25 protein-coding genes are annotated in these 24,973 nt (G+C 73.7%); 10 read left to right on the plus strand and 15 right to left on the minus strand.

Features of this window, described 5'->3' with window-relative positions:
• Positions 1-24: 24 nt before the first annotated feature.
• Positions 25-933, minus strand: a complete 909-nt coding sequence (locus FLM69_RS07545; RefSeq protein ID WP_255502759.1) for a hypothetical protein — start codon at positions 931-933, stop codon at positions 25-27.
• A 5-nt stretch (positions 934-938) separates the two neighbouring features.
• Positions 939-1,685: a DedA family protein gene (locus FLM69_RS07550; protein ID WP_036382290.1), complete on the minus strand. Its 747-nt coding sequence runs from the start codon at positions 1,683-1,685 to the stop codon at positions 939-941.
• Positions 1,686-1,885: 200 nt separating this feature from the next.
• On the opposite strand from FLM69_RS07550, the gene FLM69_RS07555 reads away from it, so the two are divergent.
• A complete protein-coding gene (locus tag FLM69_RS07555) occupies positions 1,886-2,479 on the plus strand; it encodes a hypothetical protein (protein ID WP_020626481.1) in 594 nt (197 codons plus the stop codon).
• Positions 2,480-2,568: 89 nt separating this feature from the next.
• Here FLM69_RS07555 and FLM69_RS07560 read toward each other — a convergent pair whose 3' ends face one another.
• Genes FLM69_RS07560 through FLM69_RS07570 form a run of 3 tightly spaced genes read right to left on the minus strand, consistent with a single transcriptional unit; the run spans position 2,569 to position 5,022 of the window.
• On the minus strand, positions 2,569-3,372 hold the full coding sequence (locus tag FLM69_RS07560) for an amino acid ABC transporter ATP-binding protein (protein ID WP_036339321.1): 804 nt from the start codon (positions 3,370-3,372) through the stop codon (positions 2,569-2,571).
• Between the two features lies 1 nt (position 3,373).
• Complete coding sequence (locus FLM69_RS07565) at positions 3,374-4,204, minus strand: amino acid ABC transporter permease (RefSeq protein ID WP_052006995.1); 831 nt, start codon at positions 4,202-4,204, stop codon at positions 3,374-3,376.
• A complete protein-coding gene (locus FLM69_RS07570) occupies positions 4,201-5,022 on the minus strand; it encodes an ABC transporter substrate-binding protein (RefSeq protein WP_036382225.1) in 822 nt (273 codons plus the stop codon). Before FLM69_RS07570 ends, FLM69_RS07565 begins: the two co-directional genes overlap by 4 nt.
• 260 nt (positions 5,023-5,282) lie before the next feature.
• Between FLM69_RS07570 and FLM69_RS07575 the strand changes: the two genes are divergently transcribed.
• The gene (locus FLM69_RS07575) at positions 5,283-6,035 is read left to right on the plus strand and encodes a hypothetical protein (protein WP_228062970.1); all 753 of its coding nucleotides are present in this window, start codon (positions 5,283-5,285) and stop codon (positions 6,033-6,035) included.
• Between the two features lie 4 nt (positions 6,036-6,039).
• Here the strand turns inward: FLM69_RS07575 and FLM69_RS07580 are convergent, their stop codons facing one another.
• The gene (locus FLM69_RS07580) at positions 6,040-7,221 is read right to left on the minus strand and encodes a YihY/virulence factor BrkB family protein (protein WP_036382227.1); all 1,182 of its coding nucleotides are present in this window, start codon (positions 7,219-7,221) and stop codon (positions 6,040-6,042) included.
• A 146-nt stretch (positions 7,222-7,367) separates the two neighbouring features.
• Between FLM69_RS07580 and clpB the strand changes: the two genes are divergently transcribed.
• Positions 7,368-9,962, plus strand: a complete 2,595-nt coding sequence (clpB, locus tag FLM69_RS07585; protein ID WP_052006996.1) for an ATP-dependent chaperone ClpB — start codon at positions 7,368-7,370, stop codon at positions 9,960-9,962.
• A gap of 127 nt (positions 9,963-10,089) precedes the next feature.
• Here clpB and FLM69_RS07590 read toward each other — a convergent pair whose 3' ends face one another.
• Positions 10,090-10,458, minus strand: a complete 369-nt coding sequence (locus tag FLM69_RS07590) for a M28 family peptidase (RefSeq protein ID WP_230259731.1) — start codon at positions 10,456-10,458, stop codon at positions 10,090-10,092.
• Positions 10,459-10,543: 85 nt separating this feature from the next.
• Here FLM69_RS07590 and FLM69_RS07595 point away from each other — a divergent pair, with 85 nt between their 5' ends.
• The 3 genes from FLM69_RS07595 to FLM69_RS07605 all read left to right on the plus strand — a co-directional run bounded on the left by FLM69_RS07595 (position 10,544) and on the right by FLM69_RS07605 (position 12,879).
• Positions 10,544-10,750, plus strand: a complete 207-nt coding sequence (locus FLM69_RS07595; protein ID WP_036314242.1) for a DUF3073 domain-containing protein — start codon at positions 10,544-10,546, stop codon at positions 10,748-10,750.
• Positions 10,747-11,691: a Sir2 family NAD-dependent protein deacetylase gene (locus FLM69_RS07600; protein ID WP_036382232.1), complete on the plus strand. Its 945-nt coding sequence runs from the start codon at positions 10,747-10,749 to the stop codon at positions 11,689-11,691. Before FLM69_RS07595 ends, FLM69_RS07600 begins: the two co-directional genes overlap by 4 nt.
• Before the next feature lie 198 nt (positions 11,692-11,889).
• Positions 11,890-12,879, plus strand: a complete 990-nt coding sequence (locus tag FLM69_RS07605; RefSeq protein WP_041103965.1) for a hypothetical protein — start codon at positions 11,890-11,892, stop codon at positions 12,877-12,879.
• Between the two features lie 67 nt (positions 12,880-12,946).
• Here the strand turns inward: FLM69_RS07605 and purM are convergent, their stop codons facing one another.
• The 7 genes from purM to FLM69_RS07640 all read right to left on the minus strand — a co-directional run bounded on the left by purM (position 12,947) and on the right by FLM69_RS07640 (position 19,984).
• Positions 12,947-14,104 carry a phosphoribosylformylglycinamidine cyclo-ligase gene (purM, locus tag FLM69_RS07610; RefSeq protein ID WP_036382236.1) on the minus strand — a complete coding sequence of 386 codons (1,158 nt, stop codon included), beginning with the start codon at positions 14,102-14,104 and terminating at the stop codon, positions 12,947-12,949.
• Complete coding sequence (gene purF, locus FLM69_RS07615; protein WP_135019656.1) at positions 14,101-15,714, minus strand: amidophosphoribosyltransferase; 1,614 nt, start codon at positions 15,712-15,714, stop codon at positions 14,101-14,103. The genes purM and purF overlap by 4 nt, the downstream gene beginning before the upstream one ends.
• The gene (locus FLM69_RS07620; RefSeq protein WP_141843715.1) at positions 15,711-16,118 is read right to left on the minus strand and encodes a hypothetical protein; all 408 of its coding nucleotides are present in this window, start codon (positions 16,116-16,118) and stop codon (positions 15,711-15,713) included. The genes purF and FLM69_RS07620 overlap by 4 nt, the downstream gene beginning before the upstream one ends.
• 283 nt (positions 16,119-16,401) lie before the next feature.
• Positions 16,402-16,803 carry a sterol carrier family protein gene (locus FLM69_RS07625; RefSeq protein WP_036314253.1) on the minus strand — a complete coding sequence of 134 codons (402 nt, stop codon included), beginning with the start codon at positions 16,801-16,803 and terminating at the stop codon, positions 16,402-16,404.
• Positions 16,800-17,873, minus strand: coding sequence for an asparaginase (locus FLM69_RS07630; RefSeq protein ID WP_036314255.1), 1,074 nt, complete (start codon positions 17,871-17,873; stop codon positions 16,800-16,802). Before FLM69_RS07630 ends, FLM69_RS07625 begins: the two co-directional genes overlap by 4 nt.
• Before the next feature lie 81 nt (positions 17,874-17,954).
• Positions 17,955-18,752: an ABC transporter ATP-binding protein gene (locus FLM69_RS07635; protein WP_041103971.1), complete on the minus strand. Its 798-nt coding sequence runs from the start codon at positions 18,750-18,752 to the stop codon at positions 17,955-17,957.
• Between the two features lie 80 nt (positions 18,753-18,832).
• Entirely contained in the window at positions 18,833-19,984 is a 1,152-nt protein-coding gene (locus FLM69_RS07640) for an ABC transporter permease (protein WP_049146829.1), read from the minus strand.
• Between the two features lie 178 nt (positions 19,985-20,162).
• Here FLM69_RS07640 and FLM69_RS07645 point away from each other — a divergent pair, with 178 nt between their 5' ends.
• The gene (locus FLM69_RS07645) at positions 20,163-21,539 is read left to right on the plus strand and encodes a sensor histidine kinase (RefSeq protein ID WP_135019746.1); all 1,377 of its coding nucleotides are present in this window, start codon (positions 20,163-20,165) and stop codon (positions 21,537-21,539) included.
• A complete protein-coding gene (locus FLM69_RS07650) occupies positions 21,536-22,165 on the plus strand; it encodes a response regulator transcription factor (RefSeq protein ID WP_036382254.1) in 630 nt (209 codons plus the stop codon). The genes FLM69_RS07645 and FLM69_RS07650 overlap by 4 nt, the downstream gene beginning before the upstream one ends.
• Positions 22,166-22,207: 42 nt before the next feature.
• Here the strand turns inward: FLM69_RS07650 and FLM69_RS07655 are convergent, their stop codons facing one another.
• The gene (locus tag FLM69_RS07655) at positions 22,208-22,477 is read right to left on the minus strand and encodes a hypothetical protein (RefSeq protein ID WP_036382256.1); all 270 of its coding nucleotides are present in this window, start codon (positions 22,475-22,477) and stop codon (positions 22,208-22,210) included.
• 62 nt (positions 22,478-22,539) lie between these two features.
• On the opposite strand from FLM69_RS07655, the gene purD reads away from it, so the two are divergent.
• Both purD and FLM69_RS07665 read left to right on the plus strand, forming a co-directional pair.
• A complete protein-coding gene (gene purD / locus FLM69_RS07660; RefSeq protein ID WP_135019747.1) occupies positions 22,540-23,829 on the plus strand; it encodes a phosphoribosylamine--glycine ligase in 1,290 nt (429 codons plus the stop codon).
• Positions 23,826-24,773: a phosphoribosylaminoimidazolesuccinocarboxamide synthase gene (locus tag FLM69_RS07665; RefSeq protein WP_135019748.1), complete on the plus strand. Its 948-nt coding sequence runs from the start codon at positions 23,826-23,828 to the stop codon at positions 24,771-24,773. Before purD ends, FLM69_RS07665 begins: the two co-directional genes overlap by 4 nt.
• Positions 24,774-24,973 lie beyond the last annotated feature (200 nt).

Below are 24,973 nucleotides of genomic sequence, written 5' to 3' on the forward strand. Positions count from 1 at the left end.
TCATGTCCGACATGGATCTCGACGTTAAGATGTAGGCTTACTAAATGACACTGAACCCGAGCGGCCTGGGACTGAGGCGGTCCGCGGCAGCGTCAGATGGGTATAAGTGACAGGGTCGGCGGGGGCGGAGGCGGCGTCCGCGGCGACGTGGCCCAGGTCGGACAGCCAGGCGGTCGCCGTGTCCCGGGGGATCCGCACCGTCAGCACGCCCGCGGCGGCCGGCGCCATGGACGCCTGGTCCGCCTCGAGCATCAGGCTGCCGTCCGGGAGGAAGACCACCGCGTCCCACACCCGGCGGTTCTCCACCTGCTCCGGGGCGTCGACCGCCGAGTCCAGGCGCGAGCCGATCACGTCCGGGTCGTTGGCCATGCGCTGGCGCACCTCGGTGCGGAACGCGTCCCAGCCGTCGGGGGTGAAGAGATCGGCGGTCTCGAGCACGCGGTCCTCGCGGGCCGAGTACCAGATCACGTGCGAGGTGGACACGGAGTCCGTGCCGCGCCGCTCCGTGGCGAGCAGGCGGGCCGCGGCGATGTCCTCCGCCACGACGGCGAGCTGCGGCTGGATCTCCAGGCGGGGGTCCGCGCTCGGGTCGGTGTCCCGGCGGTACTGGTCGATCTGGTCGCGCACGGCCCCGGCCATGGCGTCCGTCCAGGCCGGCGCCCCGGACACCTGCAGCCACGCCCCGTGGTGGTCCGGGTCCTCGCCCTCGAGCACGGCGACGCTCGCCTCCGGCACCCGCTCGAGGTCGTGTGAGGGGACCTCGACCGTGAACGGGGCCATGTCCATGGACGGCAGGGCGGAGGCCGCCGTCGTGGCGGGCGCAGGCTCGGGCTGCGGCTCGGTGCGAGCACAGGCGCTCAGCGCCACCAGGGCGACGGCGGCCAGGCCGAGGGCCGCGCGGCCACGGCGGGGGGAGGGCAGGACGGGGTGCATGCGATTCACTTCCGGTGGTCGGAGGACTCCAGGATGGCCTCGACGCGGGCGGCCATCTCATCCGCGGTCGGCGGGCGCCAGTCCGGGTCGTTCCGGCGGCGGGCGTCACGGCGCAGGCGCAGGACCACCCAGATCGCGAGGAAGGCCAGGATCAGGACCAGGACGATGTTGGAGAAGACGTCCGCGTACTCGGAGACGACGTGGAACCGCTCCCCGAGCGCGTAGCCGCCGTAGACGAAGATCGCGTTCCAGATCAGGGAGCCCAGCGCCGTGAACAGGGTGAACTTCGCGAGGTTCATCCGCTCGATGCCCGCGGGGATGGAGATCAGGGAGCGGAACACGGGGACCATGCGGCCCAGGAACACGGTCCAGTAGCCGTATCGGATGAACCAGCGCTCGGTCTTGGCCACGTCCTCCATGTCCACCAGCGGCATGCGGTCCGCGAGGCGGTACATGCGGTGGCGGCCGAGCCACGCGCCGAGGCCGTAGAGGGCCAGCGCTCCGACGATCGAGCCGACCGTCGCCCAGACCAGCGCGGCATGCGGGCTGAAGGCGCCGCCGGCCGCGGTGAAGCCTGCCAGGGGCAGGATCACCTCGGACGGGATGGGCGGGAAGATGTTCTCCGCGAAGACGGCCAGGCCGACGCCGATCGGGCCGACCGCCTCCATGATGTCCACGACGATGTTGCCGAGCCAGCCGTAGTCGGTGGGCGCGGCGGCGGCCACGGTCAGGGGTGCGACGAGGGGGAGCATGCGCCCCATTGTCCATCATCGACCGCCTCCGCGACGTGGTGGAGGCGCCGACGTCGTCCGCTCTGCGCGCACAGCCGCGCCTCCGGGCGGGCGGGAGCGGGCTGCCGTTGGTACTGTCGGAGGTGCAGACCGCTCACCGACCGTTCGCGCCACACCCCACTCCACGTGCGTGCCGCGGGCCCTACTGGAAGGAAGACTCCATGAGCATCGTCCAGATTCCGCTGCGCCTGGCCTCCGGCGCGTTCATCCTGAACTCCGGCCTGAACAAGCGCGGCATCTCCGCGGAGCAGGCCCAGGGCCTGCGCGACATGAGCGCCCGCGGCCTGCCCGCGCTGGCCAACCTGTCACCGGAGCAGTTCAAGAAGTTCCTCGTGACCACCGAGATCGGCGTGGGCTCGGCCCTGCTGGCCCCGTTCGTCCCGGGCTGGCTCGCCGGCTCCGCCCTGACCGCGTTCTCCGGCGGCCTGTTCTCCATGTACCTGAACACCCCGGAGATGACCGAGGCGGACGGCGTGCGCCCGTCCCAGGAGGGCACCGCCGTCGCCAAGGACATCTTCCTGGTCGGCTCCGGCCTGGCCATCGCCGCCGACTCCGTGGCCAACCGCCCCGGCAAGCGCCGCAAGGCCGCCAAGAAGCGCGCCGCCCGCATCGAGGGCGCCCGCGACGCCAAGGTGCAGGCCATCCGCGACGCCCAGGACGAGAAGGTCGCCGCGATCCACGCCGCCCGTGAGGAGCAGGTCGCCGCGCTGCGCGAGGCCCGTGACGAGCTGAAGAAGCTGCGCAAGAAGGCCTGACGCCCCCGCCGCATGCCTGAGGGGCCCCGCCCGGACCACGGTCCAGGCGGGGCCCCTCACGCATGCGCCCGCCCACCGGGCGGGCAGGCTCAGAGGTCGATCTCGGTGGGGTGCAGCACGCGGCGCAGGAAGTCCTGGGTGCGCGGCTGCTGGGGGTCGGAGATCACCGCGGCGGCCGGGCCGGCCTCCACCACGACGCCGCCGTCCATGAACACGACCCGGTCGGCCACCTCACGGGCGAAGCCCATCTCGTGGGTGACCACGAGCATGGTCATGCCGTCGCGGGCCAGCTGACGCATGATCGCCAGGACGTCGCCGACGGTCTCGGGGTCGAGGGCCGAGGTGGGCTCGTCGAAGAGCATCAGCTGCGGGTCCATGGCCAGCGCACGGGCGATCGCCACGCGCTGCTGCTGGCCGCCGGAGAGCTGGTCCGGGTAGCGGTCCTCGAGCTCGGCCAGGCCCACGCGGGCCAGCTGCCGACGGGCGATGTCCGCCGCCTCGGCCTTGCCCCGCTTGAGCACCTTGAGCTGGGCCACGGTGCAGTTCTCCAGCACGGACAGGTGCGGGAACAGGTTGAACTGCTGGAACACCATGCCCACGTGGCGGCGCAGCACGTCCAGGTCCACGTCCTCGTCCGTGACCGTGAACTCACCGACCGTGACGACGCCCGAGTCGGGCTTCTCCAGCAGGTTCACGCAGCGCAGGAGGGTGGACTTGCCCGAGCCGGACGGGCCGATCAGGCACACGACCTCGCCAGGGGCGACCTCGAGGTCGATGCCGCGCAGCACGTGGTTGGCGCCGAAGGACTTGTTGAGGCCGGCCACATGCACGCCGGCGGCGTCCGCGGCGGCCACCGCGCCGAAGGATCCGGTGATGGGGTTCTGCTGGGCCATCTCAGTGCCCCTTCTTGGTCGAACGGGCCTCGAACCGGCGGGCCAGCAGGGACAGCGGCACGGTGATCACGAGGTAGAACAGGCCGGCCACGAGGATCGGCGTCATGCCGGCGTCGAGGGCGGAGATGCCGTCGCGGCCGAACTTGGTGAGCTCGTACTCGTGCGCGGCCAGGCCGAGCACGTAGACCAGCGAGGAATCCTTGGTCAGGAGGATGACCTCATTGGTGAGCGGCGGCAGCACGATGCGGAACGCCTGGGGGATCACGATGGTGACCATGGCCCGCCACGTCGGCATGCCGAGGGACCGGGCCGCCTCCATCTGGCCGCGGGGCACGGCCTGCAGGCCGGCACGCAGGGTCTCGGCGATGTAGGCGGCCGAGACCATGCCCAGGGCCGCCATCACGACGACGGGGATCGGCCAGGACACCCCGAACGCGAAGGGCACCCCGTAGCCGAAGGCGAGGAACACCAGCAGCGCGGGGACGCCGCGGAAGAACTCCACGTAGGCGGTGGCCAGCCACCGGTACGGGCCGAACGAGCTCAAACGCATGAGCGCGAGCACGATGCCGCCCAGCAGGCCGACGACGAACGAGGTGACCGTGTAGAACAGCGTGTTGCCCAGCCCCACGAGGATCACGTTGGGGAACATCGGGGCCACGGCGGGGAAGTTCAGGACGTTCTCGGCGAGCGCGCCCCAGTCGATGAGGACGGCCAGGACGACGAGGGCGAGGACGAAGACGGCCGCCTGGATGATCAGGGACAGCCGACGACGGCGGCGCGCGCGGCCGGGCTTCAGGGCCGGTGCCGGCGAGACGGGGGCCTGCGTGCTCATCGGTAGTCCTCCTGTGCCTGACCGAACCAGCGCTCCTGGAGCTCGGCCACGGTGCCGTCGTTGCGCAGCTCCTGCAGCGCGCGGTTCACGGCGGAGCCGAGCTGCGCCTTCTGCGGGCCGACCGCCATGCCGAGCTGCTCGCCCGTGGGCAGCGACTCGACCACCTCGAAGCGATCGTCGTCCTTGAGGGAGTAGAGCAGCACGGACTGGTTGCCCAGGGCGGCGTCCACGGTGCCGGCCTGGAGGGCCTGGATCTGCATGCCGCCGTCCTCGAACTGCACGGGGCTCAGGCCGTTCTGCTGGGCGTACTCGTCGCCGGTGGTCGCGGCCTGCACGCCGATCCGACGGCCCTTCGCGGAGTCGACGTCGGTGATGCCGGAGCCCTTCTTCGCGACCAGGACGAGGTCGTCGTCGAGGTAGGGGAGGGTGAAGGCCATGACGCGCTGGCGGGCCTCGGTGATGGAGATCGACGAGGCGTTCACGTCGCAGCCGGTGAGCGAGGCACCCGACTCGATGGCCTCGAAGGAGGAGTCGATCACGTTCACCCCGAGACCCAGCTCCTCCGCCACCGCCTCGACCAGCTGGATGTCGTAGCCGGTCAGCTCACCGTTCTCCTCGAACTCGAAGGGCGGGTAGGGGATGTCGGAGCAGACCGTCAGGACGCCGGGCTGGACGAGGCCGTACGAGGTGCTCAGGTCGTCGTCGGACACGATGCCGGCGGATCCGGCGTCGCCGCCGAGGACGGCGCAGCCGGTGAGCAGCGCCGCCGACGCGGTGAGCCCCACGGCGCCGAGGAGGCGGGAGTGGATGCGGGTCATGGAGTGCCTTCTGGGCCGCCGTCGGGAGGACGGGCGTGCGGGTCGGAGGGAGCCGGCAGAGTGACGTGTTCCGCCGTGATTGGTGGTCATCGTAGTGCGTCGGGGGCCGTCGCGGGCGCCGGGAGACGACTCGTCCCCGCGGAGCGAGCCGATCGACCGGTGGCCCTGCCGCGGCCCGCCTCGGCAGACGAAGACTGGCCTTGCGCTGTGGAGATTGTCAGGCTGGTCACATCGTCGTCACCCGGTCTGAGAGGTCTCTCATGCTCCGCACCGCCGCCCCCGCTCGCCCCGCTGCCCCCCTGTCCCTGCTCGCCGTGGGCGCCCTCGCGCTCGTCGGCTGCGGTGGGGGAGGCGGCGAGGCCTCGTCCTCCTCGGCCGACGCGTCCGAGTCCGCCCCGACGGGGGCCGGCTCGGGCCTCACGGCCGAGCAGGAGGAGCGCGTGGAGGCGCTCGAGGACGTCCTGCTCACCCCCGAGACCGCGCCCGACGGCGTGTTCACGGACATGGAGACCCAGGCCGGCGGCGGCGGGGAGCCGATCAGCACCAGCCTGAGCCTGACGGGCGTCACCCCCACGGGCGCCTGCGCGGACCTCATCGAGCAGATCAACACGCAGCAGGCGCCCGGGCTCGGCGGTGCGCTGGCCCAGTACGAGGTGGACCCGGACGCCGTCACCGGCCTGGCCGGCTCCCAGGCCGGGGCGTTCGGCATGGTCGCGGTCACCGACGACGGCACCGATCTGCTGGCGCCCTTCGGCGAGCTGGCCGACACGTGCGGCACGTTCGGCGACCCGGACGGCGTCGAGGCGGCCTTCACGAAGGTGCCCGGCGTGCCGGACGCGGTCCACATCGCCCTGGGGAACTCGGGCATGGACACGGCCGTGTTCACCATGACCGTCGGCGGCGTCACGGACGGGGACGAGCTCGTGTACCTCGGCATGGTGGGCCTCGACGAGGAGATCGCGGCCGAGACGCTGCGTGCCCAGGTCGAGGCGTTCGAGAAGCGGGAGCGCTGACCTCTCAGTCGTCGGGCCGGGGCGTCGGCTCGAGGCGGGCGCCGTCGTCGGACACCGGGTCCGCGTGGAACGGGCTGCCCGAGCTGACGTCCTCCGGGCCTCGCCGTCCCGACTCGACCGCGAGGAGGCGCCCCTCCTCGGAGAGCAGGGGTGTGGCCTCGATCGTGAGGTCCTCGCCGGCGCGCACGGCGTCGGCTACGAGCCGGGCCAGGCGGCGGTTGCGGGCCTCGTACCGTTCGGAGTCCTCGAGCACCGCGGTGTGCCGCGTCGCCAGCTGGATCTCGACGGAGGCGTCGATGCCGACGGCCAGCTGGCGGGCACGCAGCACCTCCGCGTCGAAGGCGGCCCCGGCCAACAGCACGATGCACGCCACCCACGCGAGGGCGAGCACGCCGATCGCGGAGTTGATCCGCCCGACCACGGCGAACTGGCCGAACCGGTCCGTGATCCAGCCCAGGGCCACGGTGGCGCCGAAGAGCAGGACCACCACGGCCACGGCGCCGAGCGAGAGCGGGCGGTAGCGGGGCTGCCGGACGTTGGGACCCAGGCGGTAGGCGAGGGTCACGATCAGGGCGATCACCACGAGGATGACCGGCCACTTCACCACGTTCCACGTCTGGACCGTCTCCTCCGGCAGGCCGACGGCCTGGCCGAGGCGCTGGGAGAGGTCCCCGCCGACGACCACCAGGATCGTGATCAGCACGGCGCCGAGCATGAGGGCGAGGGTCTCGACGAAGACCACGAGGCGGAAGTGGAGGAAGGGCCGGCCCTCGCGGGTGTCGTGGATGCGGTGCATGGCCCGGTGGAACGCGGCGACGGCGCCCGAGGCGGACACCACGGTGCCGACGGCCCCCAGGACGACGGCGCCGGTGCCGGGCCCGGCCGAGCCGAGGGTCAGGATCCACTCGCGGACGACGTCGGGCGTCAGCGACGGCCAGATCTCGGCGGCCAGGTGCGCCGCGGCGTCCACGGTCTCCTCCTCGACGCCCAGCAGCGAGACCACGGAGAGCAGGGCGACCACGGTGGGCAGCAGGGACAGCGCCCCGAAGAAGGTCATGGCGGCGGCCACGTCCCAGACCTGCAGCTCGAGGAGCCGGTGCAGGGTGCGGCGCAGGACGTACAGCAGGGACACCCGCGGTCGGGTGTACGTGCGGAGGCGCCGGGGCGCCGCTCGGGAGCCGGCCATGGCACCAACGTACCGGCGCGAGGGGGAATAGCCCTGGTGCGTGGAGGGTTGAGCTATATAGACTCAACTTCGTCTGCGGCGGGAACGGCCCGCGGTCGACGGTTGTCCGACACCCCGGGACACGGGAGAGAAGGAGCCAGTAGCCCATGGATGCCAAGTTCACCACCAAGAGCCAGGAGGCGCTCTCGGCCGCGGCCATGAACGCCTCCACCGCCGGCAACCCCCAGGTCGAGCCGGCCCACCTGCTGAAGGCCCTGATGGACCAGCGGGAGTCCGTCGCCGTGGCCGTCCTCAAGGCCGCCGGGGCCGACCCCGACGCCGTCTCCACGGCGGCCTCCTCGGCCATCCGACGCCTGCCCTCCACCCAGGGCAGCACGGTGGCCCAGCCCCAGTTCTCGCGCGCCGCCCTGCAGGTCGTGCAGAACGCGCGCACCCAGGCCGAGCAGCGCTCGGACGAGTTCGTCTCCACCGAGCACCTGCTGCTCGGCGTGGCAGCGGACTCCGGCGAGGCCGGTGAGGCACTGCGCTCGAACGGGGCGAGCCTCGAGGCGCTCGCCGCCGCCCTGACCCAGGTGCGCGGCGACTCCCGCGTCACCACTCAGGACCCGGAGAACACCTTCCAGTCCCTGGAGAAGTACGGCACGGACCTCACCGAGCTCGCCCGCTCCGGCAAGCTCGACCCGGTGATCGGCCGCGACGCCGAGATCCGCCGCGTGGTCCAGGTGCTCTCGCGCCGCACCAAGAACAACCCCGTGCTCATCGGCGAGCCCGGCGTCGGCAAGACCGCCGTCGTCGAGGGCCTGGCCCAGCGGATGGTGGCCGGGGACGTCCCCGAGTCCCTGCGCGGCAAGACGCTGATCAGCCTGGACCTGGGCGCCATGGTCGCCGGCGCCAAGTACCGCGGCGAGTTCGAGGAGCGCCTGAAGGCCGTCCTCGAGGAGATCAAGGCCGCCGAGGGTCAGGTCGTCACGTTCATCGACGAGATCCACACCGTCGTGGGCGCGGGCGCGTCCGAGGGCGCCATGGACGCGGGCAACATGCTCAAGCCCATGCTGGCCCGCGGCGAGCTGCGCCTGATCGGCGCGACCACCCTGGACGAGTACCGCGAGAACATCGAGAAGGACCCCGCCCTGGAGCGCCGCTTCCAGCAGGTCTACGTGGGCGAGCCCAGCGTGGACGACACGATCGCCATCCTGCGCGGGCTCAAGGAGCGCTACGAGGCCCACCACAAGGTGGCCATCGCCGACTCCGCGCTCGTGGCCGCGGCCGCGCTGTCCGACCGGTACATCACCGGCCGCCAGCTGCCCGACAAGGCCATCGACCTCGTGGACGAGGCCGCCTCGCGCCTGCGCATGGAGATCGACTCCGCCCCCGAGGAGATCGACGTCCTGCGCCGCCAGGTGGACCGCCTGACCATGGAGGAGCTCGCCCTCGAGGGCGAGACGGACCCGGCATCCGTCGAGCGGCTCGAGGCCCTGCGTGCCGAGAAGGCGGACCGCGAGGAGGAGCTCACCGCCCTCACCGCCCGCTGGGACGCGGAGAAGGCCACCCTGAACGAGGCCGGTGACCTGCGCGCCAAGGTGGACGAGCTGCGCTCGCTGGCCGAGAAGGCCCAGCGCGACGGCGACCTCGCCGAGGCCTCCCGCCTGCTGTACGGCGAGATCCCCGCGCTGGAGAAGCAGCTCGAGGAGGCGGACCGCGCCGCCCGCGAGGCCGACCGCTCGGCCACCGAGCCGATGGTCTCCGAGGAGGTCACGGCGGACGACATCGCCGAAGTGGTCTCCGCGTGGACCGGCATCCCCGCGGGTCGCATGCTCACCGCCGAGTCCGAGAAGCTGCTCACCATGGAGGAGCACCTCGGCGAGCGGCTGATCGGGCAGCGGGACGCCGTCGTCGCCGTCGCGGACGCGGTGCGCCGCTCGCGGGCCGGCATCGCGGACCCGAATCGGCCCACCGGCTCGTTCCTGTTCCTGGGCCCCACGGGCGTGGGCAAGACCGAGCTCGCCAAGGCGCTCGCGGAGTTCCTCTTCGACGACGAGCGCGCCATGGTGCGGATCGACATGTCCGAGTACGCGGAGAAGCACTCCGTCTCCCGCCTGGTCGGCGCCCCTCCGGGCTACGTCGGCTACGACGAGGGCGGCCAGCTCACGGAGGCCGTGCGGCGCCGGCCGTACTCGGTGGTGCTGCTGGACGAGGTGGAGAAGGCCCATCCCGAGGTCTTCGACATCCTGCTCCAGGTGCTCGACGACGGCCGCCTCACCGACGGCCAGGGCCGCACCGTGGACTTCCGCAACGTGATCCTGATCCTCACCTCGAACCTGGGCTCGCAGTTCCTCGTGGACCCGACCCTGGATGAGGCCGCCAAGCGCGAGTCCGTGATGTCCGTGGTGCGCGGGGCGTTCAAGCCCGAGTTCCTCAACCGCCTGGACGAGATCGTGCTGTTCGACGCGCTCACCGTGGCCGAGCTGACGCGGATCGTGGACCTGCAGGTCGCCTCCCTGCAGGCGCGCCTGACGGACCGCCGCCTCACCCTCGAGGTGTCCGACGCCGCCAAGGCGTGGCTCGCCGAGACCGGGTTCGACCCGGCCTACGGCGCCCGCCCGCTGCGCCGCCTGGTGCAGCGCGAGATCGGCGACCAGCTGGCCCGCGCCCTGCTGGCCGGCGAGATCACGGAGGGGGACACCGTCGTCGTGGACCGCGCCGAGGGCGAGAACGGCCTCACCGTGGCCCGGAAGGGCTGACGCCGGGACCGACGGGCCGTGTTCCTCCTCCCTCTGGCACGTCGGGGCGGTTTCGGGTGGTATCCGGCCTGGATCCCCCCCGAAACCGCCCCCGACGGCATCTGTGAGACGGACGGAGCCGCTCGGGTCAGCGGGTGCCGAGGGCGTCGGCGTCCTGCTGGAGGGTGCCGATCAGGTTCGCCACCGCGCGGGCCGTGTGGGTCAGCGTGGTGATGGAGACGTTGTCGATGTCGTCCTGGGGCGTGTGGTAGTTGTCGTCGCGGATCGAGAGCAGGCCCGTCGAGGCGATGCCCGCGTCCACGAACGGCGCGTAGTCCGAGCGGCCGTTGCTGCCCTCGGGCTGGTGCGCGTGGCCGTCGCGGTCGAGCTGTGCGCCGAGCAGGGACTCAGCACCGATCGACCCGCGCCGCACCCGGCGCCACTGCACGCCCCGCCGGACCGGGCCGGCCGTCGTCGTCCACAGGCCGTCCAGCGGGTCATGTATCCTTGTCCGCACGAACCGTATTGACCAGTGAAGACCTCGGCGGGCCCCTGTGCGCCACAGATCCGAGGCGGCGAGAGATGCGAAGGGGGTCACGCTCATGGGGCGCGGCCGTCAGAAGGCGAAGGCCACGAAGCAGGCACGGGAGATGAAGTACTTCTCTCCCGGAACAGACCTCTCGGCACTGGAGCGAGAGCTCACGGGCGGACGCACGCGCGGCCCGGAGCAGGACCAGGAGCCCGAGTACGAGGATCCGTACGCGGACCTCTACGCGGAGGACGAGGACGACGACGCGCGGGCGCGATGACGCCCGCACGGCATCCGGCCCTGGACGGGCATCAGGCCGCCCTGCGGTCGATCGCCAGGGTGGTGGATGAGACAGCACCGCTGCAGGACCCCGAGACGGCGTCTCGGGGTCTGCTGCGTCTGATGGAGGAGTCCCGCCCGCTCGTGATCACCGGGGCCGGCGTGTCCACGGACTCCGGCATCCCGGACTACCGGGGGCCGAACGGGTCCCTGCACCGCCACCGGCCGATGACGTACCAGGAGTTCCGGGACGACCCGGCCGCCCGCCACCGCTACTGGGCGCGCTCGTTCGTGGGCTGGCGTCGCATGGACCAGGCCCGGCCGAACGAGGCGCACCGCATCCTCGCGCGCTGGGCGGACGAGGGGCGCATCGCCGGCGTCCTGACCCAGAACGTGGACGGGCTGCACGCCGAGGCTGGACGCGCGGCGGGCATGGCGGAGGACCGGCTGATCGAGCTCCACGGGGACCTGGCGCGCGTGGCCTGCCTGAACTGCGGGGCCACCGAATCCCGCCGTGACCTGGACCTGCGGCTCGAGGCCGCCAATCCGGGTTACCTCGAGCGCGTGGCGATCGACCCGGACGCCGTGAACCCCGACGGGGACGTCTCCCTCGACCAGCACTGGGTGGATGAGTTCACGATGGTCGGCTGCCGGGTGTGCGGGTCCGTGAAGCTCAAGCCGGACGTCGTGTACTTCGGCGAGTCCGTGCCCGCGGCGCGACGCGCGGCCGCGGAGGCGATGGCCGACGACGGCGGCACGGTGCTCGCCGTCGGCACCTCGCTGGCCGTGATGAGCGGCTACCGGTTCGTGCTGCGGGCCGAGCGGGCCGGGCATGCGACGGGGCTGATCAACCTCGGCCCCACCCGCGCCGACCCCAAGGCCCGCTGGCGCTGGCGCGCCCCGGTCGCCGACGCGCTGGCCTGGCTCGACGCCCGCCTCTGACCCCCGCCGGCGTTTTCGTTCGGGAAACGGCGGGCGCCGGGGTGCTTTCGTTCGGGAAATGGCGGGCGCCGGGGGTGTGGACACCGGGTGGCCCGGGGCCACGCACGACTCCTGCACAGGTGGCGCCGCCGACGTCGTCGTCCACGGTGGGTGCTCCTGAGCGGGCGGGGTCGGCCGGGTTGAGCCATCGTCACGGGCATGGCCACGTCATCTCAGCCTTTGTCGGACATCGTCGAGACCGGCCGGCCGTTCACCCGTGGCGACCTGCGCGCGGCCGGGGTCTCGGAGCGACTGGTCCGCGGCGGTGATGTGCGGCGCGTGACGCATGGGGTCCATCGGCTCCGGTCTGACCACCTCGGCTCGTGGGCGGAGCTCGGCTACGCCGAGGCCCCCGCTCCCTTCGCGCCGGAGGAGACGGCCGCGATCGTGGAGGCGAGCGGGGGAGTGGCCTCCCACCTCACGGCGCTGCTCCTGCACCGCGTGCCGCTGCCGCCGTTCCTGGCGGAGGACGGCACGGTGCACGTGTCACGGCCGCACCCGCGCGGGGCGAGCGTCCGACCGGAGATCACCTCGCATGCCCGCCTCGTCCCGGCCGCGGACGTCACCGTCCTTCACGGGATCCGCCTGACGAGCCTGGAGCGATCCTGGGCGGATCTGGCCGCACTGCTCCGTCCAGGCATGCTCGAGCCCGTCGTGGTGGCCGGGGACGCCCTCGTCCACCGGCCCTGGTCGCCGGAGGGGCGCCGCTCACCACGGACCACGACGGCGGCCCTGCGGTCCGCGCTCCTGCGTGCCGGGCGGTTCAAGGGAGTGCGCACCGCCCGTGCCGCCCTCGAGCTGGTGCGGGTGGGCGCGGACTCCCCGCAGGAGACAGCCCTGCGACTGGCCCTGCTCCACGCCGGCCTGCCCGAGCCGGAGCTCCAGCTGGTGCTGCACCCGGGCCGGGCCCGGTCGCCGGACGCGGATCTGGGGTGGCGGCAGTGGCGCTTGCTGGTCCACTACGACGGCGGCCACCACCTCGACCCGGCGCAGCTCGCCGTGGACGCGTGGAGGGACGAGGGGTGGGCGCGCGCGGGCTGGACGCAGGTCTGGGCCACGGTGGACGACGCGCGGGACGACTTCCGGCGCGTCGTCGCCGAGGTGCAGGCGCACCGGGCCCGGCTCGGCGGGCGGATCTTCGCGTCGTGAACCGCCGTTTCCCAAACGAAAACGCTCCGGAGGCCGCCGTTTCCCGAACGAAAACGCCCCGTGGGGGTCAGGCGGCGTACTGGCCGCGCATCAGCACGGCGCCGCCGTCGACGCCCTTGGCGCCCTGCACGAAGTCCAGGCCTGCGGCCGCCGCGTCGTCGGTGAGGGCGCCGATGGTGCCCATCTCCCACGCGTCGATGCCGGCGTCCACGAGCACGGAGGTCGACTTCGCGGCCACCTCCGGGTCCACCACGGCCACCATGCCCACGCCGAGGTTGAGGGTGCGCTCGAGGTCGGACTGCGGGACGCGGCCGAGCTCGCCCACCAGACGGAACACGGGCGGCAGGGACCAGGTGTCGCGCTCGACGGTCGCCATGAGGCCCTGCGGGAGCACGCGCGCCAGGTTCGCGGCCAGGCCGCCGCCGGTCACGTGGCTGAACGCGCGCACCGGCAGGTCCGAGCCGCCGTCGTGGCCGTTGAGGCGCTGCACCAGGTCGAGGCAGGCGCGGGAGTAGATGCGGGTCGGCTCGAGCAGCTCCTCGCCGAGGGTGCGGCCGAGCTCGGTGACCTCGCGGTCGAGGGACCAGCCCGCGGTGTTCACCACGCGGCGCACGAGCGAGTAGCCGTTCGAGTGGATGCCGGAGGAGGCCATGCCGATCACGACGTCGCCGGACTGCACCCGCTCCGCGCCCAGGACCATGTCCGCCTCGACCACGCCGGTGGCCGCGCCCGCCACGTCGTACTCGTCCGCGGCCAGCAGGCCCGGGTGCTCGGCGGTCTCGCCGCCCACGAGCGCGGTGTCGGCCAGGCGGCAGCCCTCGGCCACGCCGCGCACGATGTCCGCGATGCGCTCGGGCACGACCCTGCCGCATGCGATGTAGTCGGTCATGAACAGGGGCTGGGCGCCGACCACCACGATGTCGTCCACGACCATGCCCACGAGGTCCTGGCCGATGGTGTCGTGCTTGTCCATCGCCTGCGCGATCGCCACCTTCGTGCCGACGCCGTCCGTGGACGTGGTCAGCAGCGGCTTGCGGTACTGCAGCAGCGCGGAGGCGTCCCACATGCCGGCGAAGCCGCCGATGCCGCCCATGACCTCGGGGGTGTGGGTGGCCTTCACGGCGTCCTTCATCAGCTCGACGGCGCGGTCGCCGGCCTCCACGTCGACGCCGGCCGAGGCGTAGGTGATCGGGGCGGCGGAGGAGGGGGTCTGGTTCGGGGTCACAGCGGGATCCTGTCCGTCTCGGTGAGCAGCTTCTCGTCGTCGGCGTCCGGGCCGGGCTCGCAGCCCGTGGCGGTCACGGTGGTGGTCTCGCCGTCCTCGTCCAGCATCACGGTGGACGCGGGCGACACGGCGACCGGCTCCAGCAGGCCCTTGCCGCGTTCGCCCTCGTCGGCCAGTGGGATCGGGTAGTCGCCGGTGAAGCAGGCGGTGCACAGGCGCTCGCGCGGCTGCCCGGTGGCCTCGATCATGCCCTCCTCGCTGATGTAGGCCAGCGAGTCGGCGCCGATGGACGCGGCGATCTGGTCCACCGCGGCGCCGTTGGCGATGAGTTCGGCGCGGGTGGCGAAGTCGATGCCGTAGAAGCAGGGCCACTTCACGGGAGGGGAGGAGATCTTCACGTGCACCTCGGCGGCGCCGGCCTCTCTGAGCATCCGCACGACGGCGCGCTGGGTGTTGCCGCGCACGATCGAGTCGTCCACCACCACGACGCGCTTGCCGGCCACCACGGTGGACTGGACGTTGAGCTTGAGGCGGATGCCGAGCTGGCGCAGCGTCTGGGACGGCTGGATGAAGGTGCGGCCCACGTAGGCGTTCTTCACGAAGCCCTGGCGGAACGGCAGGCCCGAGGCGTCCGCGTAGCCCACGGCGGCGGGCGTGCCGGACTCGGGCACGGGGATCACGACGTCGGCCTCGACCGGCTGCTCGAGCGCGAGGCGGCGGCCCATCTCCACGCGGGACTCGTACACGGAGCGCCCGGCGATCGTGGCGTCCGGCCGGGCGAGGTAGACGTACTCGAACACGCAGCCGGCCGGCTTCGACTCGGCGAAGCGGGTGGAGCGGATGCCCTCGTCGTCGATCGCGATCATCTCGCCGGGCTCGACCTCCCGAATGAAGGAGGCGCCGACGGTGGCGAGGGCCGACTGCTCGGAGGCCACCACCCAGCCCCGCTCGAGGCGGCCGAGCACGAGCGGGCGCACACCCTGCGGGTCGCGGGCGGCGTAGAGGGTGTGCTCGTCCATGAACACGAAGCAGTAGGCGCCGCGGATCTTCGGCAGCAGCTCGAGGGCGGTCTCCTCGAGGCGGTCCCCGGGGGCCCCGTGCAGCAGGGCCGTGACCAGAGCGGTGTCCGTGGTGTTGCCCTGCTTCATCTCACCGTGGGTGTGGCGGCCGTCCGCGGCGTGCACCATGCGCAGCAGCTCCGCGGAGTTCACGAGGTTGCCGTTGTGCGCCAGGGCGACCGTGCCGTCGTCGGCGGTGGCGCCCAGGGTGGGCTGGGCGTTGGCCCACTTGTTCACGCCGGTGGTGGAGTAGCGGCAGTGGCCGACGGCGATGTGGCCGCTCAGCGCGGTCAGGGTGGCCTCGTCGAACACCTGGGAGACCAGGCCGATGTCCTTGTAGACGGCGATGCGCCCGCCGTCCGAGACGGCGATGCCCGCGGACTCCTGGCCGCGGTGCTGGAGGGCGTACAGGCCGTAGTAGGCCAGCTTCGCGACCTCCTCTCCCGGCGCCCACACGCCGAACACGCCGCATTCGTCCTGCGGCCCCTGGTCCTGGGGGTCGAGGGCGGCGGTCAGGCGGCCGTCGCCTCGTCGGGTGCGCGGTGCGATCACTGCTCGGGGGTCCTTTCGGTGGGGGTGGCGCGGGGGGGCGGGGCACCCGCGTCCACGCGGTCCAGGCGGACGTCCGCCATGGCCGGGTCGTCGGTGCGCTCGAGGACCACGGTGCGCGCGGTCGACCGGGAGCGGCGGTCCAGCAGCAGCCACACGAGCAGTCCGAGCACGCTCGTGCCGAGCATGCTCAGCAGCGATGCGAAGCCGAACGTCTCCGAGAAGGAGAGCGGGATGCCGGAGTACGGGTCCGCGGGCGGGGTGGGGGAGGCATGGACCGCGGTGGTGATCACGAGGGCGATCAGCAGGCCGAGCGCGAGCGCCACCGCGAGCACCGCGGTCAGCCGCGGGGCGCGACGGACGGTGTAGGCGCGCTGATCGGGGGTCGGCTCGGGGGCGGAGGTCATGCGCGCCAGTCTATCGAGTCGGCCGCTGGGGCCAGTCCCGGGTGCCCGCGGCGGTGGAGGCAGTCCCGGAGCACGCTCTGGCCGGCGCGCTGCGTGACGGTGAGCTCGTCGACCGTGGCCTGGCATTCCTCCAGCGGGAGCACGACCTGCCCGCGGGTACGGTCGAGCTGTGCCGTCGCCGCGGTGTCCGGGGTGGGGCCGGCAGAGCTGCATCCTGCGACGAGGAACGGTGCCGACGTTCGAACGGTCGGTGTCGCCGAGAGGACTGCCGGACACCCCTCGCTCACGGCCGCACGAGCGGCAGGTGCGCGCCGAGGTCGGCCCGCACGCCCGAGGCGCGCACGCCGCCGGCCGCCGTCGCGTCCTCCCAGGTCGTCAGCCCCGTGGCCAGGGACAGCCATGTCACGGCGTCCATCTCCACGACGTTGGGCGGGGTGCCGCGTGTGTGCCGGGGCCCGGGGAGGCACTGGGCGACGCCGAAGGGCGGCACGCGCACCTCCACCGAGTTCCCGGGCACGCGGGTCGCCAGCTCCTCGAGCGCGAAGCGCACCGCCGTCGCCCGCGTGGGGCGCGGCAGCGCGGCGGCCGCCGCGGGGTCCTCCTCGTGGGCGCGTGCCCACGCCAGCAGCGCCGCGTGGCCCTCGACGACAGGCACCCGGCGGCGCGGGACGGAGCCGGTGGTCACGCCCGCGCCTCGAAGGCCGGCAGGACGTCCCCCACGAGGTCCCGCACCGGCGCGGCCAGGCGGATCTCGCCGACCGGCTCGCCCCGGCCGAGCACCGGGGGCACGACGGCGGCCAGCACGCCCGGCAGCGTCGCCCGGTCCACGTGGTCCGGGGCGAACCGGGCCAGCAGCGCGAGCGCGACCAGGTCGCCGGCCCGCGTGCCGCCGTCGAGCGCCTTGACGGCCACGGCCGTGCCGTCCGGCGCGGCCATGACGAGGACGCCGTCCGCGCCCACCTTGGCGAGCAGGCCGAGCTCGCGCATCACCACGGTGTTGGAGCTCGTCTCCCCGTGGACGGCCCACGGGTGCTCGAGCATCGCCGTGGCGACGGCGGCCGCGTGCGGATCCGCGTCGGCGCGGCCGGGCGCCGCGGCGACCCGCCCGATGCCGCGGGCCAGGCCCGCCAGCGAGATGACGGCGGCCGGGGCGCCACAGCCGTCCACACCGGTGTGGGCCACCGGCTCGCCGCAGTACTCGGCGATCACCGCGTCCACCTCGCGCTGCAGCGGGTGCGCCGGGTCGAGGTACGTGGCGACGTCGTGCCCGGACGCCGCGCAGGCCGCGAGGAAGCCGGCGTGCTTGCCGGAGCAGTTGAAGGCCAGCGGGGTGGCGGCGGCGGCCTCGCCGTCGCGGCGGACCTGGGCGACCACCTCGGAGGTGTCCGCGGGCCAGGCCGGCGGGCACTGCAGGGCGGACGCGTCGAGGCCGGCGTCCGCGAGCATGCGCTCGGCCAGCGCCTGGTGCCGGAGCGTGCCCCGGTGCGAGCCGCACGCGATGGACAGGGCCTCGCCCTCCAGCGCCGCCCCGTGGCGCAGCGACGCGATGGCCTGGAACGGCTTCAGCGTGGAGCGCGGGTAGATCAGCGCGTCTGCGGGGCCGAGGGCGGCCAGCACCCGCCCGTCGGGGCCGGTCACGACGGCGGCGCCCGCCGTGCGGGACTCGACGAAGCCGTTGCGGACGGTCTCCACGAGCTCGACGGCATCGGACAGGGCGAAGGTCTCGCCCGTGGGGGCGACGGTGGCGTGGGTCATGCGGTCCAGGGTAGCGAGGGCCCCGGACGCGCCGGGCGTCCGGGGCCGGTGGGCCGGGTCAGGTCCGGCGGCATCACCGGCTCACTCCGCGGAGAGCCGCCCGTCCACCATGGTCAGGGTGCGGTCCGTGGCGGAGAGGAACTCGTGGTCGTGCGTGACCATGAGCGTCGCCACCTGCTCCTCGCGGGTCAGCGTGCCCAGCAGGTCCACGACGGCGGCCGAGCGCTCGCGGTCCAGCGCGGAGGTGGGCTCGTCCACGAGCAGCAGCGTCGGCGAGGCCATCAGCGCGCGCACGATGTTCACGCGCTGCCGCTGACCGCCCGAGAGCTGGTGCGGGCGCTTGCCGGCCTGGTCGGCCAGGTCCACACGCTCGAGCAGCTCCAGGGCCCGCGCCTTGGCGGCCCTGCGGTCGGCGCGGGTGGCGTCACGGTCCAGGTGCACGGTCAGCTCCAGCTGCTCGGCCGCCGTGAGGGACGGGATGAGGTTGGGCTGCTGGAAGATCATGCCGATCTCCTGGCCGCGCAGCGCGGTGCGCTCCTTCCGGGACAGCCCGGCCATCTCGCGGCCGGCCACGGACACGCAGCCGGAGGTGGGCGTCACCAGGCCCGCGGCCACCGCCAGCAGGGAGGACTTGCCCGAGCCGGACGGGCCGACCATCGCGGTGAACGTGCCGGGGAGCAGGTCCAGGCTCACCTCGTCCAGGGCGCGCAGCACGCCGCGCTCGCCGTCCGGGTACTCCAGCACGAGGTCGCGCACGGACAGCGCGGGGGTGGCGTCGGCCGCGGCGGCGGGGCGCTCGCCGGCGACGCGGTGGGCGGCCGCGGCGGCCGGGGTGCGGAGGGCGTCGAGGTCGGCCTGCGGGGCGGTGAGGGTGGTCATGGGGAGGTCCTTTCTCCAGGCGGGGGCGAGGCGGAGCCGAGGGGGACGACGGCGCCGGGCGGCGCCGTCGTCGGAGGCGGTCAGTTGCCGCCGAGGGCGACCAGCGGGTCGATCCGGGTGACGCGGTAGACCGCGACGACGGCGGCGAGCATGCCGAGCACGAGGACCCCGGCGGCGGGCACCGCGGTGGTGGCCCACGAGAGCTCGAACGGGACGGCCCGCCCCGCGAACGCGCCGACCACGGCGGCCAGCCCGGTGCCCACGGCCACGCCCCCGACGAGCACGAACGCGGCCTGCGCGAGCGAGTCCTTCAGCACCCAGCCGTTCGAGCCGCCGAGGGCCTTGAGCACCGCGATGTCGCGGGTGCGCTGCACCGTCCAGATGGACAGGAACGCGATCACCACGAGCGCCGAGATGCCGTACAGGAAGCCCTGCATGGTCATCAGGGAGCCGTTCTCGGACCGGTAGCTGGGCAGGGCGGCGTAGGAGCCCTTCACGGTCTCGGCGACGGTGCCCGCGGCGTCGTCACCGGCGGCGGCCACGGCGTCGACGTCGGCGCCGGCGTCGAAGCGCACCAGGCCGGCGGTGCCGAGCACCGCGTCGTCGGCGGTGTGCGAGATGGCGTTCCAGTCCTCGAGCGCCAGCCACGTCACGGGGGAGTGGGAGTAGTACTCGGTCGGCACGACGTCGGCCACGGTGTAGACGAAGCCGGAGACCGCGACGGCGTCACCCTCCTGCGCGTGGAGGGAGTCGGCCACGTCCTGGCTGAGCACGATCTGCCCGGGCTCGACGCCGGCCGGCGCGTCGGAGCCGCCCGGGGTGAGACCGATGAACGCGGTGGTGGCCACGCCGGTGGTGGGCTCGCCGGACACGTCCGCGCGGCCCTGCGGGTCCGTGTCCACGGGGTGCTCGAGGCCGATGGCCCGGCCCTGGCTCACACCGAGCGGCTCGACGGAGGCCACGCCGTCCGTGGCCGCCCACGCGTCGCGCTGGGCCACGGTGAACTCGGACTGGGTGAACGACGCGGTGGGCTCCTGGCCCGCCGCGCCGCCGAAGACCAGACGCTGCACGCCCTGCTCGCCGAGGCGGTCGATCGCGGCGGTGTTCTGCCCGCCCAGGCCGGCCGTGAGGCCGGAGAGCATGACGAGCAGCAGGCTGATGAGGGCCACCACGGAGCCCATGAGGGCGAACCGTCCGGTGGCGAAGCGGAGGTCGCGGAGTGCGAGGAACACGGGGCGCGTCCTTTCCTGACGAGGTCTGTCCTGAGGTTGCCTCCACGGTCTCGCGCGGGGAGGGGTCGCCACATCGCCCACGGCGGTTGGACTCGGTCAACCGAATGGGTGATCCCGGCGGCGCGGCCCCGGGGCATCGGGCCGTTGTCGCGTCCGGGGCGCGCCCTAGGGTGGAGCCATGTCCGTCGCACCCCGCGCCGCCGTGCCCCCCGCGCCCACCGAGACCGGCACCACCGCCGTGCTCGCCGGCCTGCGCGTGGCCCTGCACGTCACGTTCGCCGCGCTGCTCACCGTGGGGCTGGCGCGCGCGCTCGCGGACCGGTCCCCGGAGGCGTCCGGTCCGTTCCCGGCCACCACCCTGGTGCTGCTGACCGCCGCGCTGGCGGGCGTCTACCTGGCCGGGACCGTGCTGGAGCGGCGCCGGTGGGCCCGGGGCGACGACGTCGGCCGCGGTCCGGCGGTCGCCTGGCTGGCCCTGGTGCTGCTGCTGTGGGGCCTGCTCGTGGCCCACCACGGCGACTTCGCGTGGGTCGCCTTCCCCCTCTTCTTCGTCGTCCTGCACGTGGTCGACCGGGTGACCCGGCAGGCGTGGGTGCGCCACGTGGTCGGGCCCGCCCTGGTGGTGGCGATGGCCGCCGTCGTGGTGGCCGGGATGGCGGCGGGCGCCGGCGGCGTGCGGGTGCCGGCCGTGATCGGTCCGCTGGTGGGCGCCGCCGTGGCCGTGGTGCTCTCCGAGGCGTACCGCGCCCTGCACGCCGAGTCCGAACGCCAGCGCGCCGTGGCCGAGCAGCTGCGCGCCGCGCAGGCCGAGCTCGCGCGCACCGAGCATCGGGCGGGGGTGAGCGCCGAGCGGGAGCGGCTCGCCCGCGAGATCCACGACACCCTCACCCAGGGGCTGGCCTCGATCGTGCTGGTCTCGCGCGCGGCCCAGGACGCGCTCGACGCCGCCGACCCCGCCCTCGCCCGGCAGCGCATGGAGACCGTGCGCGCCACGGCTGCCGAGAACCTCGCCGAGTCCCGCCGGTTCGTCCGCGACCTGCGCGGCACCGGGGCGCCGTCCCTCGTGGAGGCGCTCGAGCGCGCGGTCGCCGGGTTCGTCGACCGGCAGGCCGCCGCCGGGACGCCCGTGGCCGCGGACGTCGAGGTCGTGGGCGAGCCGGTCGCGGTCGCCGAGCCCGTGGAGACCGCCGTGCTGCGGGCCGTGCAGGCATCCCTGGCAAACGTCGGCGCCCACGCGGGCGCCCATCGCGCCCGCGTCACGCTGGGCTACCTCGGGGACGAGCTGACGGTGGACGTGGCCGACGACGGCGCGGGGTTCGACCCGGCCGTCGTCGCGGCCCGCACCCGGGCCGGAGCCGCCGGCGCCGACTCGGGGGCGGGGACCGGCGTGGGACTGGCGAGCGTGCGCGAGCGTCTCGCTGCGGTGGGCGGCGAGGCCACCGTCGAGTCGGCCCCCGGCGAGGGCACCGTGGTGGCGCTGCGGGTGCCGCTGGTCGCCGCCGGGGCCGGCCGGGGCGCGGATCCCGAGCAGACCGAGAGCGAGGAGACCGCATGAGCGTGCGCGTGATGCTGGTGGACGACCACCCCGTGGTGCGGGCGGGGGTGCGGGCCGTTGTCGAGGCACACCCGGACCTGAGCGTGGTGGCCGAGGCCGCCGACGGGGCGGAGGCGATCGGCGTCCTGGAGGCGGGCGAGCCCGCGGTGGACGTGGTGCTGATGGACCTGCAGATGGGCGCGGGCATGGACGGCGTGACCGCCACCCGCGCGGTGCGGGAGCGGTGGCCGGGGGTGCAGGTGCTGATCCTGACGACCTTCGACACGGAGGCGGACATCCTCGCGGCCGTGAACGCGGGCGCCGCCGGCTACCTGCTCAAGGACGCCCCGAGCGAGGAGATCGCCTCGGCGGTGCGGCAGGCGGCGGCGGGACGCAAGGCGCTGGCCCCGCAGGTCGCGGCCACGCTGATGGGGCGCATGTCCGGCGGCTCCGAGGTGCTGTCCGAGCGGGAGATCGAGCTGCTCGAGCTGATCGCGCGGGGCGCCACGAACAAGGTGGCCGCGAAGGAGCTGTTCATCTCCGAGGCCACTGTGAAGACGCACCTGGTGCACATCTTCCAGAAGCTCGGCGTGGACAACCGCACCCGCGCCATCGACGAGGCCCGGCGACGGCGCATCATCCGCTGACGCGCAGGCCGGGGCGGCCGGCCCCCGCGGACCCGGTCCTGCTCAGCGGCGCCGCACGTACCGGGTGATCACCGCCGCGGCGACGGCGGCCAGCGCCAGCACGCCGAGCGCGGCGGCCAGGCTGAGGTCGCCGCGCTCGACGCCGAGCCCCCGCAGCGTCCAGAAGACGATCAGGGCGCACGTGAACATCACGCCGACGAACGTCCAGGCCGTGCGCAGCCCGGGTCCCAGCCCCGCACCGGGCCGGTGGCGTGGGTCACGGGGGTCACCGTCGTCGCCGGGCTGACCGTGGTGGAGGGGAGGCATCGTCATGCGCTCCACCGTAGGGGCCACGGGCCAGGCCGGGCCAGGGCCACCGCGTAGGCTTGAGGCTCGTGAAGACCCTTGTGCTCGGCAACGGCGGCCGCGAACACGCGCTGCTCACCGCCCTCTCCCGTGATCCGCAGGTCAGCGCCCTCCACGCGGCGCCCGGCAACGCCGGCATGGCCGACCTGGCCACCCTCCACGCCGTCGAGGCCACCGACCCGGCCGCCGTCGTGGAGCTCGCGCGCGAGCTGGCGGCGGACCTCGTCGTCGTCGGTCCCGAGGCCCCGCTGGCCGCCGGCGTCTCCGACGCCCTGCGCGAGGCCGGGTTCGCCGTGTTCGGCCCCTCGCAGGCCGCCACGCAGCTCGAGGCGTCCAAGGCCTTCGCCAAGGAGGTCATGGCCGCCGCGGGCGTGCCCACCGCCGGCTCCCGCGTGTGCACCACCGCCGCGGAGGCCGCCGCCGCCCTCGACGAGTTCGGCGCCCCGCACGTCGTCAAGGACGACGGTCTGGCCGCGGGCAAGGGCGTCGTGGTCACCTCCGACCGCGCCGAGGCCCTCGCCCACGCCGAGGCCTGCTTCGCCGCCGGCGGCACCGTGGTGATCGAGGACTTCCTGGACGGCCCCGAGGTCTCCCTCTTCGTGATCTGCGACGGCGAGGCCGCCGTCGCCCTCACCCCCGCCCAGGACTTCAAGCGCATCCACGACGGCGACGCCGGCCCCAACACCGGCGGCATGGGCGCGTACACGCCGCTGCCGTGGCTGCCCGAGGGCTTCACGGACGAGGTCATGGACCGCGTGGCCCGCCCCGTGCTCGCCGAGATGGCCCGCCGCGGCACCCCGTTCACGGGCGTGCTGTTCTGCGGCCTGGCCGTGACCGCCGAGGGCGTGGAGGTCATCGAGTTCAACGTGCGCTTCGGCGACCCCGAGACCCAGGCCGTGCTCGCCCGCCTCGAGACGCCCCTGGGCGGGCTGCTCGCCGACGCCGCGGCCGGCCGGCTCGGCGCGGACCGTCGACTCGAGTGGAGCGACGACGTCGCCGTGGACGTGGTCATGGCCTCGGCCGGCTACCCGGCCTCCTCCTCGAAGGGCGACGTGATCACCGGGCTGGCCGACGCGGCCGGCCTCGAGGGCGTGCACGTGATCCACGCGGGCACCGCGGTGTCCGGTGAGGACGTGGTGACGGCGGGCGGCCGGGTGCTGGCCGTCGTCGGGCGCGGGGCGGACCTGGCCCAAGCGCGCGAGCGCGCCTACGCGGGCGTCGAGCGCATCCGGTTCGACGGCGCCCAGTGGCGCACGGACATCGGACTCAAGGCCGAGCGCGGCGAGATCACCGTGCCCGGGACGGAGGGAGCGAAGTGAGCGGGGAGCGCGTGGGGTTCACGGGGGCCGAGGCCCTCGAGCTGCCGGGCTGGCGGCACGTCTACTCGGGCAAGGTGCGGGACCTGTACGAGCCCGCCGACGCCGAGCCGGGACGGTCCGCGACGCTGCTCGTGGTGGCCTCTGACCGGATCAGCGCCTACGACCACGTGCTGGAGCCGCCGATCCCGGACAAGGGCGCCATCCTCACCCGGCTGACCCTGTGGTGGTTCGAGAAGCTGGCCGAGGGCTACAACGGGGCCCACGCCGAGCCGGTCGAGCACCACGTGGTGAGCACGGACGTGCCCGCAGCCGTGGCCGGGCGGGCGATGATCGTCAAGCGCCTGGACATGTTCCCCGTGGAGTGCATCGCCCGCGGCTACCTGACCGGCTCCGGCCTGGCCGAGTACCGCGCGTCGGGCACGGTGGCCGGCCTGCCGCTGCCCGCCGGGCTCGTGGACGGCTCGCGGCTCGACCCGCCGATCTTCACGCCGTCCGCGAAGGCCGAGGTCGGCGAGCACGACGAGAACATCACGTTCGAGCAGATGGTCGAGCGCGTGGGCACCGAGGCCGCCGAGCGCCTGCGGTTCCTCACCCTGGACCTGTACGCCCGCGCCGAGGCGATCGCCCGCGAGGCCGGCATCATCCTGGCGGACACGAAGGTCGAGTTCGGCGTGGACCCCGCCACCGGCCAGGTGGTGCTGGGCGACGAGGTCCTCACCCCGGACTCCTCCCGGTTCTGGGACGCCGAGGACTACGAGCCCGGCCGCACCCAGGCGAGCTTCGACAAGCAGTTCGTCCGCGACTGGCTCACGGGCCCCGACTCCGGCTGGGACAAGACCAGCGGGGAGGCCCCGCCGGCGCTGCCCGCCGACGTCGTGGCCAGGACCCGCGACCGCTACGTGGAGGCGTACGAGCGCCTGACGGGTCGCCCCTTCGACGCCTGACCCGTGCTTTCGAACGTGGGATAGGCCCTATCTCACGTTCGAAAGTCCCCATTCGCCCGATTTCACGTTCGAAAGTCCGGGGTGGGGTGGGGCGGGGCGGGTCCTCCCCAGGCCGGCCCTTATACACAACCCCCAACCCCCGAGACCGGGCTCCCATTCCAATTCACGCTTCTTCTTTACAAAAAAAAATACAGAGCCAA

This window comes from Micrococcus sp. R8502A1 (assembly GCF_006704135.1).
GTDB lineage: Bacteria > Actinomycetota > Actinomycetes > Actinomycetales > Micrococcaceae > Micrococcus > Micrococcus luteus.

What these genes read in the sequence shown, in the direction of transcription:
- FLM69_RS07645 (WP_135019746.1), top strand. Translation starts at nt 20,163, where the DNA reads ATGTCCGTCGCACCCCGCGCCGCCGTGCCCCCCGCGCCCACCGAGACC.
- FLM69_RS07575 (WP_228062970.1), top strand. Translation starts at nt 5,283, where the DNA reads ATGCTCCGCACCGCCGCCCCCGCTCGCCCCGCTGCCCCCCTGTCCCTG.
- FLM69_RS07555 (WP_020626481.1), top strand. Translation starts at nt 1,886, where the DNA reads ATGAGCATCGTCCAGATTCCGCTGCGCCTGGCCTCCGGCGCGTTCATC.
- FLM69_RS07655 (WP_036382256.1), bottom strand. Translation starts at nt 22,477, where the DNA reads ATGACGATGCCTCCCCTCCACCACGGTCAGCCCGGCGACGACGGTGAC.
- FLM69_RS07550 (WP_036382290.1), bottom strand. Translation starts at nt 1,685, where the DNA reads ATGCTCCCCCTCGTCGCACCCCTGACCGTGGCCGCCGCCGCGCCCACC.
- FLM69_RS07545 (WP_255502759.1), bottom strand. Translation starts at nt 933, where the DNA reads ATGCACCCCGTCCTGCCCTCCCCCCGCCGTGGCCGCGCGGCCCTCGGC.
- FLM69_RS07600 (WP_036382232.1), top strand. Translation starts at nt 10,747, where the DNA reads ATGACGCCCGCACGGCATCCGGCCCTGGACGGGCATCAGGCCGCCCTG.
- FLM69_RS07635 (WP_041103971.1), bottom strand. Translation starts at nt 18,752, where the DNA reads ATGACCACCCTCACCGCCCCGCAGGCCGACCTCGACGCCCTCCGCACC.
- FLM69_RS07595 (WP_036314242.1), top strand. Translation starts at nt 10,544, where the DNA reads ATGGGGCGCGGCCGTCAGAAGGCGAAGGCCACGAAGCAGGCACGGGAG.
- FLM69_RS07650 (WP_036382254.1), top strand. Translation starts at nt 21,536, where the DNA reads ATGAGCGTGCGCGTGATGCTGGTGGACGACCACCCCGTGGTGCGGGCG.
- FLM69_RS07630 (WP_036314255.1), bottom strand. Translation starts at nt 17,873, where the DNA reads ATGACCCACGCCACCGTCGCCCCCACGGGCGAGACCTTCGCCCTGTCC.
- FLM69_RS07580 (WP_036382227.1), bottom strand. Translation starts at nt 7,221, where the DNA reads ATGGCCGGCTCCCGAGCGGCGCCCCGGCGCCTCCGCACGTACACCCGA.
- FLM69_RS07570 (WP_036382225.1), bottom strand. Translation starts at nt 5,022, where the DNA reads ATGACCCGCATCCACTCCCGCCTCCTCGGCGCCGTGGGGCTCACCGCG.
- FLM69_RS07605 (WP_041103965.1), top strand. Translation starts at nt 11,890, where the DNA reads ATGGCCACGTCATCTCAGCCTTTGTCGGACATCGTCGAGACCGGCCGG.
- FLM69_RS07565 (WP_052006995.1), bottom strand. Translation starts at nt 4,204, where the DNA reads ATGAGCACGCAGGCCCCCGTCTCGCCGGCACCGGCCCTGAAGCCCGGC.
- clpB (WP_052006996.1), top strand. Translation starts at nt 7,368, where the DNA reads ATGGATGCCAAGTTCACCACCAAGAGCCAGGAGGCGCTCTCGGCCGCG.
- FLM69_RS07560 (WP_036339321.1), bottom strand. Translation starts at nt 3,372, where the DNA reads ATGGCCCAGCAGAACCCCATCACCGGATCCTTCGGCGCGGTGGCCGCC.
- FLM69_RS07620 (WP_141843715.1), bottom strand. Translation starts at nt 16,118, where the DNA reads ATGACCTCCGCCCCCGAGCCGACCCCCGATCAGCGCGCCTACACCGTC.